The sequence below is a fragment of the Nodularia chucula CCY0103 genome (assembly GCF_963923915.1).
Taxonomy (GTDB): domain Bacteria; phylum Cyanobacteriota; class Cyanobacteriia; order Cyanobacteriales; family Nostocaceae; genus Nodularia; species Nodularia chucula.
This window is the reverse complement of the sequence record NZ_CAWUOL010000296.1, coordinates 1-212: the sequence shown is the minus strand read 5'-3', so window position 1 is coordinate 212 and position 212 is coordinate 1. Positions and strand designations below refer to the sequence as shown.

Below are 212 nucleotides of genomic sequence, written 5' to 3'. Positions count from 1 at the left end.
GGCCTTGTTCACCGCTCACCAGCTCGCTCTGGCCGCGCGCAGTCAGAAGACCGCCACGGCCGGCGGCGCGCCGGGGGCTGTGACGGGTCCGGTGACGGCCAAGTCGGTCGACAAGGTCAGCGCCAGCTATGACGCCGGCGCGGTGACCCTTGATGACGGTGGATTCTGGAACGCCACGACCTACGGCACGCAGCTGCTTTTCTATGCCCGCA

Annotated in this window: 1 protein-coding gene; it reads left to right on the top strand. The window is 68.4% G+C overall.

Annotated features, from left to right (window positions below):
* A partial coding sequence (locus tag ACM0OP_RS24570) for a DUF4054 domain-containing protein (protein ID WP_414531009.1) occupies positions 1-212 on the top strand: 212 nt, incomplete at both ends.